The sequence below is a fragment of the Exiguobacterium sp. A1_3_1 genome (assembly GCF_048985645.1).
Lineage (GTDB): Bacteria > Bacillota > Bacilli > Exiguobacteriales > Exiguobacteriaceae > Exiguobacterium_A > Exiguobacterium_A indicum.
This window is the reverse complement of sequence record NZ_WBYY01000161.1, coordinates 1-7548: the sequence shown is the minus strand read 5'-3', so window position 1 is coordinate 7548 and position 7548 is coordinate 1. Positions and strand designations below refer to the sequence as shown.

Genomic DNA, 7548 nt, shown 5'->3' with positions numbered 1-7548 from the left:
CCATTTGGTAAAATACACTTGTTGGAAAAAATGAATAGGGGTGTTTTACTTGAAAGGTATTAAATTTTTGATTGCAGTCATGTTAATAGGAACTGTGTTTTCTTATAACCTAAAAATGGCTGGTGCTGCTACAAAAACTGAGACATTGTATGTTGTCGCTGATAATTTAAATGTACGTGAAAAAGCCAGTACGAAAAGTAAAAAAGTTGGGTCACTCAAACTTGGTTCTAAAGTGAAAGTGTATTCAAAAACAAAGAGCGGTTGGTCTAAGATTGATTACAAGCAGAAAAAAGCTTATGTATTTAGCGAATACATTAAAGAAGCTCCAAAGAATCAATTCTCAAGAATTAAGTTTTTCGCAAAGCAAGGGCAAATAGAGCCTGCTTTACCATTAGTGATTAATAATAAAGTTTCTTCTTTAATCAATATTTTAGGAAAACCAGAGTCTGAATACAGTTCAGGTCAAGGATTTCATATCGACTATCGTATAAATAAACTTAGATTCGTAATTACTGATCCTAATCCTAATATAGATGTAAATCCTGAAAGTTATAAACAACTTTCCAAAAAAGCATATATTTCTACTATGAAGTTTCAGCCCACGAAAAAAGCAAAAAACACGTATCGGGATTTAAAATCTGCATTAGGAAAACCCGACAGTGTAACAAGTGACAATACTGATTCAGACTTGATGGCTAGCTATGATTTAGGTAAGTACTATGTTTCTTATCTTTTCCCGAAAAAAGACTATAATGACGAAAGAATATCAGACAATAATCAATTTTACGAATATCAAGTTCTAGCCAAATAAATCAAACTATTAAAACACTCCTATATGGGGTGTTTTTTTGTGAGGAGAAAATAAAGCATGAGAACACATCATTTAATCGAAAGCGCCTTCGCGGTACTAGGAACCGTAGTGACAGCATTATTTGGAGGATGGGACGCTGCATTGAAAATTCTAGTGTTTTTAATGATCGTGGACTATTTAACCGGGTTCTTAGCAGCATATAAACATAAGCGTGTGAATAGTGATGTCATGTTCTGGGGCGGTATCCGAAAGGGTATCGTTTTTGTCGTTATTATTATCGCTGTATTACTCGATGAGTTGATCAACGGCGGTTTACCAATCGTCCGGACACTTGCGCTTTACTATTACATTGCACGTGAAGGATTATCCGTCACGGAGAATCTAGCGCTATTGAACGTACCAATGCCTCAGCAAATGGTCGATGCGCTGACACAGTTACAAGGTGAGAAAGAACCGCATGCCGTCGACTCGATCATCGAGACGGCAGTCACTCAAGAAGAACAGATCACACCCATTTCGAGTGAAGTGAGTATCGCAGAAATGAAGTTGGTTGATCATCACGCTGAAGATCAAAAGGAGGCAAAATAATGTTGTACTATGACAAACGAAATCGCGCAGCACTCGAGGAACTTGCGCCGAACACAAAGAAAGCCGCACTCAAATGGTACGACTTCCTCATCAAGAACGACATCGAACTGTTGATCTACGACGCTCGTCGAACGTATGCAGAACAGTTCGCGAACGTTCGTTCAGGTGCATCCCAAACGATGACGTCCTATCATCTCGTCGGGCAAGCACTCGATTTCGTGCCAATCAAAGACGGCAAAGCAGACTGGGCAGGCTACGGTCGCGCGGACATCAAGAAGGCATTGGCGGAAGCGAAGCGACTCGGCTTCGAGTGGGGTGGCGACTGGGCGTCCTTCGTCGACAAGCCACACTTGCAGTACAACTACAAAGGCTACGGTTCAGACAAGGTACTCGCTGCGTCTGTTGCTACACCGGTACCGAAGCCAGCGAGCAAATCTGCTGCATCGAAAGGCTACGGCAAGGCAATCGTTCCTGTTCCGAAATATCCTTTGTACCGAACTCAAGAAGCGCAGAAGATGGTCCAGAAAGATATTGAACGGGTTCAACGGGCGGTCGGAGTACAAGTGACGAGTAAGTTCGATGCTGCTACTGAGAAAGCTGTGAAAGCCTATCAGAAGCGTAAGAAGCTCAATCCAGACGGTGTCGTCGGTAAAGATACCTGGAACATGCTCTTTTAATCCAAACGAAATGAGGGATTGATATGAACGAAAAAAACAGTAGCTTTTATCCGCCTCGCCATTCCCCTCTATGCGATGGTCAACGCCTTGTTGCTCTCGCTAGGGTACAGCCCAATCCCATTCACACCTGAGAAGGTGGGCGCCTTCATCACAGGATTGATTGGTGTTATCGGTCTCATCGTTGCCTGGTGGAAGAACAACAACATCACAATCACACCGGAAGCACAAGGGATGCAGAACGCACTCGAAGATAAGAAAGCCTATAATAAACTGAAAAAGCTATAGCAAAAACCCCGCCATCACTGGTGGGGTTTATTTTTGTTTTATAGGTTTTACGAATTCGAAATCCAAGAAAAGTTCGTCTTCATATTGGTATAAGGGCTGTTTTTGTTTTAACTCAACAATAAAACAGTCGGAATGCTTTTCGTGGTATTGATCAACATAATCGATTGTCATCTTGAGACGTGGTTTATTTGGGATCATTTTTAAGATATAAAAGTTTGTGAGGGTAACGAAGTATTCTGGTAAGTAAATGCGAATAGATTCATTGCTCATAACTAATGGGAACCTTAATTTAAATGAATCGATAATATATTGCGATACAGAAACAGGACGATCTAAGTTTAAAGCATAACTAACTGTAATTGTAAAAGTTTCGGGATTAAGAAGCTTTAAATCTGGATCGTCGATTTCAACAGAATAACTACGTTTCTTCACTTCATCTATAGCTTCTATACCGCCAATTAATTGGAAAGTGACTTCAATCTTTAAAGCATATGATTTCCCGGTATTAATCAGGTTAAAGTAAAAAGAATCAAGCTCACCTTGTCTATAGGACATATCCTCGTATTTTTCGTCATACGCATTCCAAGTTGGTGTCGGTTTAAAGTCATCAAGATACACATCCTTATTCAAAGGAGTCAAGCGAGGCCTCTCAATGCGATGTCGTTCCTCATTTTGCTCTTTAGACTGTTGTTTATTTGAGACGGTAGTACGCCACGCAAAGAAAGTAGCGCCTGTGGTAGCAAATGCAGTGATCACTTCTATAGATGTTTTAGATACTAATTTTTTTGCGAGTTCTAAAAACAAAACTAAATCCCCCTCATTAGGTACTCTATTAAGAATACCAAATCAGGCATAAAATACAATATTTAACAAAATGGGTAAATAAGGTAATTATATGATATGCTTAAGTCTCCCACAAGGGAATCCAGGGGAAGGTCGGGCGAAGTCGCGAGGGTGTGGTGACTGGAATTCGCGAAAGGGGACCTCCCCTTTCCCGTTTAATCAAATACAAAGGTTACTTGCTCATTCGTGATCGCTTCCTTTTTATTTGGGAGGATCACGTTTATTTTTTTCATACATGACGTCTTGAGCAATAGGTCGACCTGACTCCCTATAGTCAATGTCTCGATGACTCGATTAATCTCTGCGGCGTCTCCTGTGATCGCTAACTGGTTCTCTCCGAGCAATAGTATCTTCATCCTCAGATAACCTCCCATTCCCATGACGAGCCGATGCACACTAATCAGATTAATGAGTAATTACCACGTATTCCCCGCTTAAAAACGAATAAGGTGTGCAATTTTTCATTGCACACCTTATTGCACACTCATTAAATTTTCCTTCTATTGCACACTACATTGCACACTAGCTACATATCGGAAAACAACTGGAGAAGTGATTCTGAAAAGAGCAGATTCACGTGACTTCCTATTATATAGGGTAGCTGTTTCGAACCCCCGTCTCATCGACGAACATGATGTATTTCTTCGGGGCAGGGGTTGAATTCTTAGGAAATCCTTTGACGTCAACGCCTTTGACGTTCGATTGTACCCGTTTGTTCAAATGAATCTCCTCCAATTGCACAATAATTACACAGTCTTTTCGAAAGAAATGCTCTTGATGCCACTTTACACGCTAGGCGGCTGAAAAGCTATAGCCTGATAAGTGAAACCATAGAAACATTCTCTCGTATGATTAGGTGTTCGACTTAAGGAAGATAATTCCTGTTTTTTAATCGTTATTCTTCACCATTCATCAAGCGATCGATATAACGAACGGATTTAATCGTTTCATTGAAGCGTTTCAGACTCGTTTTCGGCTGAAATGCTTGAACGGAAATTTGCTTTAGTTGATCCACGGCGCTTTCGACCATGCTAGGTCGTAAGTAAGGACTATCCTGGGCATTCGTTTGCCACTGTGCAATCAGTTGATCCGCTCGTTCAACGAACGGTACGACGTCACGATTGAAGTCATATTCGGTTCCGGCACGTCCTTCTTGATAAATACGTTCAATCTCTTGTAATAACGGTTCAATTGTCATTGGTTTTTAACTACTCCTCTCGGCCGATACGGTACAATCACATATCATGGTACAATAAACGCGATAGGAGGGGAATCGTTTTGAATTACCCGAACGGGAAAAAATTTCAAAAGCCACTCGAGTCGCATGGAACCCGAATCAAGAAGGCGCGATCAACCGATTCGACCTTTTCGAATCGAGGGATGACGCTCGAAAAATTATTGAATGAAAGTAATACGTTTTACCTGACCCATAATCGGGCAATCATTCACAAGAAACCCACTCCGTTACAAATCGTCCAAGTCGATTATCCAAAACGGTCGGCAGCGGTCGTCAAGGAAGCCTATTTCAAGCAACCGTCGACGACGGACTATAACGGTGTTTATCGCGGAAAATATATTGATTTCGAAGCGAAGGAGACGACGAATAAAACATCCTTCCCGATAAAAAATTTTCACCCCCATCAAATCGCACACATGCGCCAATGTGTCGAACATGGAGGAATTTGTTTTGTCATCATTCGTTTCAGTCTGTATAATGTGCAATATGTGCTTTCAGTCGAGCACGTGTTCCCCTGGTGGGATCAGCTAGAAAGCGGACGAAAATCTATTCCGCTGACGGTCATTGAACGAGACGGTATCAAAGTCGAGACTGGCGCGTACCCTGCCATCGATTATTTAAAGGCAGTGGACGAACTATATTTCAATTCAGACACTTTTTGATTGAAGGAGAAGGATAGCATATGGAAAGAAGTCGTGTCGCACGTCGTGAAGAGACGAAGTCATCTGAGAAAAAGATGAAACGGACGAAACGTCCCCAAAAGAAAAAGTCAGGTGGAGGTTCCGGTGGGAAAGGTCCACTTTGGAAAAAGTTATTACTGATTGCTACCGGACTATTCATCTTAATGATGCTGATTGGTGGCGGTTTTGCAGCATATGCCGTAGCTACTGCTCCTGAGCTGGATGAAGCAGAATTACGTGATGCTTTGCCGCTAAAAATTTACGCAAGTAATAAGAAGGAAATTACGAAAGGTGGAACGAGTCGGGAATACGTCTCGATTGATGAAGTCCCTGAAGTCGTCAAGGACGCATTCATTTCGATTGAGGACCGTCGTTTCTATCAGCACAACGGAATCGATTTCCGTCGTCTTGGCGGAGCCATCATCGCGAACGTGACGGACGGATTTGGTTCTGAAGGGGCTTCGACAATCACGCAACAGGTCGTCAAACAGTCGTTCCTGACTTTTGATAAGACGATTACACGGAAAGTCCAAGAGCAATGGCTCGCGATTCGTTTAGAACAGGACTATACAAAAGATCAAATTTTAGAGATGTACTTGAACAAAAACTACTATGGTCAAAATTCATTTGGCATCCAAACCGCTTCAAAAGCATACTTCAATAAGCCTGTAAATAAATTGAATTATGCGGAAGCCGCGATGCTCGCAGGACTCCCACAGCGTCCGACGGCATACGATCCAATTAAAGGAGATCCGAAGTTAACGAAATGGCGTCAGACGCAAGTACTCAATGCGATGCAGACGACAGGCGTCATTACAGAAGCACAACGGGATAAAGCAGTGAAGCAGCCAATCTCAAAATTGATCAATCCGGCACCGAAGTCAACAAAGGATGAATCTTACGATAGTGTCATCTTCGATATGGTATCAAAAGAGTTAGAAGATGATTTTGGCTTGGAAGGAAAAGACATCTATGGTCAAGGTTTAAAAATCTATACATCGATCGATAAACCGATGCACGATTATATGAACGAAGCCATCAAAAAAGACCAAATCGTTAAAATGCCTGAATATGCAGAGACAGCTGCTTCGGCAGTGAATACACAAACGGGTGAGATTTTAGCTGTCGTAGACGGAAAAAATCCGGGTAAGGGAACAGCGAGACGAAACTACGCAAATGAACCGCACCAACCGGGATCGTCCGCAAAACCATTCTTCGCGTATGGTCCAGCGATCGAGAACGATAAATGGTCGACTGCGAAGCAATTGACGGATAAACCAACAGAAGTCAATGGAAAAGAGATTGGTAACTATTATGATGGATACCGTGGCACGAATACGATACGCCACTGGTTAAAAATTTCAGCGAACACACCGGCCATCCAAACGTATCAAGAAATCGGTGGTGACCCAGTTCAAGCATTTGCTGAAAAATCAGGTTTGAAATTAGAAGACGATGAGTCGATTTCACCAGCTTATGCGATTGGTGGGATGAAACATGGTTTCAATACGACTCAAATGGCTGGGGCTTATGCGACACTCGGAAACGGTGGCGATTATATCAAACCGCACCTGATCAAATCGATTGAATACAGTGATGGATCAAAAATCAAATCACCAGTCAAATCGAAAAAAGCAATGGAAGACTACACGGCGTATATGTTGACGGACATGTTGCGTGATGTTTTGAAACCAGGCGGTACGTTCCCAAGCGCTGGATTATCGTTTGACGCAGCTGGAAAAACTGGGACGACGAATGCTTACAAAGATGTCTGGTTTGCTGGATACACATCAGACGTTTCAATCAGTGTATGGACAGGAACTACGAAGTCCGGCAATAACAATGGTGCAGGGCTCAGTGGTCCGTATAACAGTACGATGGCGCAACAAATCTGGAAAGATTTCATCACGAAGACACGTGATCGTACGCCGGCACCATTCGAACAACCTAGTTCTGTCCTCAGTATCGGAAACGAATTGTACGTGAAAGGGACGAAGGAACCTGTCGTTGAAAAAAAGACGGTACCCGCTCCGACTGGATTACAAGCATCTTACGATGAAGACACAAAGAGCGGTGAACTGACTTGGAACTATAATGATGCTGCGCTTCGTGCCAATGGGTATGACGATGTCTCGTTTGAAGTGACAATGACGGATGCTGATGGTCAATCATCGACAGTCGGAACGAGCTCGACGAATCGAATTGCGATCAGTGGATTGAAGCCAGGTCGCTCGACATTCCAAGTCGTCGCGAAGGCTTCTGGAGAAAAATCAGGTCCGGTTTCGACGACAGTAACGGTCACGGATCCTGAAGCAGACGAACCGACAACGGACGAACCGACAACGGATGAACCGACAACGGATGAACCGACAACGGACGAACCGACAACGGATGAACCGACGACGGATGAACCGACGACGGATGAAC

Annotated in this window: 10 protein-coding genes; 6 read left to right on the top strand and 4 right to left on the bottom strand. The window is 42.8% G+C overall.

Annotated elements, in window-relative coordinates; all coding sequences use genetic code 11:
* Window positions 1-49: 49 nt before the first annotated feature.
* Genes F8N00_RS14570 through F8N00_RS14555 form a run of 4 tightly spaced genes read left to right on the top strand, consistent with a single transcriptional unit; the run spans window position 50 to window position 2361 of the window.
* On the top strand, window positions 50-811 hold the full coding sequence (locus tag F8N00_RS14570) for an SH3 domain-containing protein (RefSeq protein WP_421018447.1): 762 nt from the start codon (window positions 50-52) through the stop codon (window positions 809-811).
* 57 nt (window positions 812-868) lie between these two features.
* Entirely contained in the window at window positions 869-1399 is a 531-nt protein-coding gene (locus F8N00_RS14565; RefSeq protein ID WP_421018446.1) for a phage holin family protein, read from the top strand.
* Entirely contained in the window at window positions 1399-2076 is a 678-nt protein-coding gene (locus tag F8N00_RS14560) for a M15 family metallopeptidase (RefSeq protein ID WP_421018445.1), read from the top strand. Before F8N00_RS14565 ends, F8N00_RS14560 begins: the two co-directional genes overlap by 1 nt.
* Before the next feature lie 48 nt (window positions 2077-2124).
* On the top strand, window positions 2125-2361 hold the full coding sequence (locus F8N00_RS14555; RefSeq protein ID WP_421018448.1) for a phage holin: 237 nt from the start codon (window positions 2125-2127) through the stop codon (window positions 2359-2361).
* Window positions 2362-2388: 27 nt separating this feature from the next.
* Here F8N00_RS14555 and F8N00_RS14550 read toward each other — a convergent pair whose 3' ends face one another.
* The 4 genes from F8N00_RS14550 to F8N00_RS14535 form a co-directional block, all read right to left on the bottom strand.
* Window positions 2389-3165: a hypothetical protein gene (locus F8N00_RS14550; protein ID WP_421018444.1), complete on the bottom strand. Its 777-nt coding sequence runs from the start codon at window positions 3163-3165 to the stop codon at window positions 2389-2391.
* Window positions 3166-3359: 194 nt separating this feature from the next.
* The gene (locus F8N00_RS14545; RefSeq protein WP_421018443.1) at window positions 3360-3560 is read right to left on the bottom strand and encodes a hypothetical protein; all 201 of its coding nucleotides are present in this window, start codon (window positions 3558-3560) and stop codon (window positions 3360-3362) included.
* Window positions 3561-3792: 232 nt separating this feature from the next.
* Window positions 3793-3924 (bottom strand): hypothetical protein, encoded by a 132-nt coding sequence (locus tag F8N00_RS14540; RefSeq protein ID WP_421018442.1) that lies wholly within the window; start codon window positions 3922-3924, stop codon window positions 3793-3795.
* A gap of 175 nt (window positions 3925-4099) precedes the next feature.
* Complete coding sequence (locus tag F8N00_RS14535; protein ID WP_023468613.1) at window positions 4100-4402, bottom strand: DUF1798 family protein; 303 nt, start codon at window positions 4400-4402, stop codon at window positions 4100-4102.
* 74 nt (window positions 4403-4476) lie between these two features.
* Here F8N00_RS14535 and recU point away from each other — a divergent pair, with 74 nt between their 5' ends.
* A complete protein-coding gene (recU, locus tag F8N00_RS14530) occupies window positions 4477-5103 on the top strand; it encodes a Holliday junction resolvase RecU (RefSeq protein ID WP_035396916.1) in 627 nt (208 codons plus the stop codon).
* A gap of 20 nt (window positions 5104-5123) precedes the next feature.
* Window positions 5124-7548 (top strand): PBP1A family penicillin-binding protein (locus tag F8N00_RS14525; RefSeq protein WP_421018441.1); only part of this gene is annotated, 2425 nt, incomplete at its 3' end.

Coding starts and splice junctions, on each gene's coding strand:
- F8N00_RS14535 (WP_023468613.1), bottom strand. CDS start 4,402: ATGACAATTGAACCGTTATTACAAGAGATTGAACGTATTTATCAAGAA.
- F8N00_RS14545 (WP_421018443.1), bottom strand. CDS start 3,560: ATGAAGATACTATTGCTCGGAGAGAACCAGTTAGCGATCACAGGAGAC.
- F8N00_RS14565 (WP_421018446.1), top strand. CDS start 869: ATGAGAACACATCATTTAATCGAAAGCGCCTTCGCGGTACTAGGAACC.
- F8N00_RS14560 (WP_421018445.1), top strand. CDS start 1,399: ATGTTGTACTATGACAAACGAAATCGCGCAGCACTCGAGGAACTTGCG.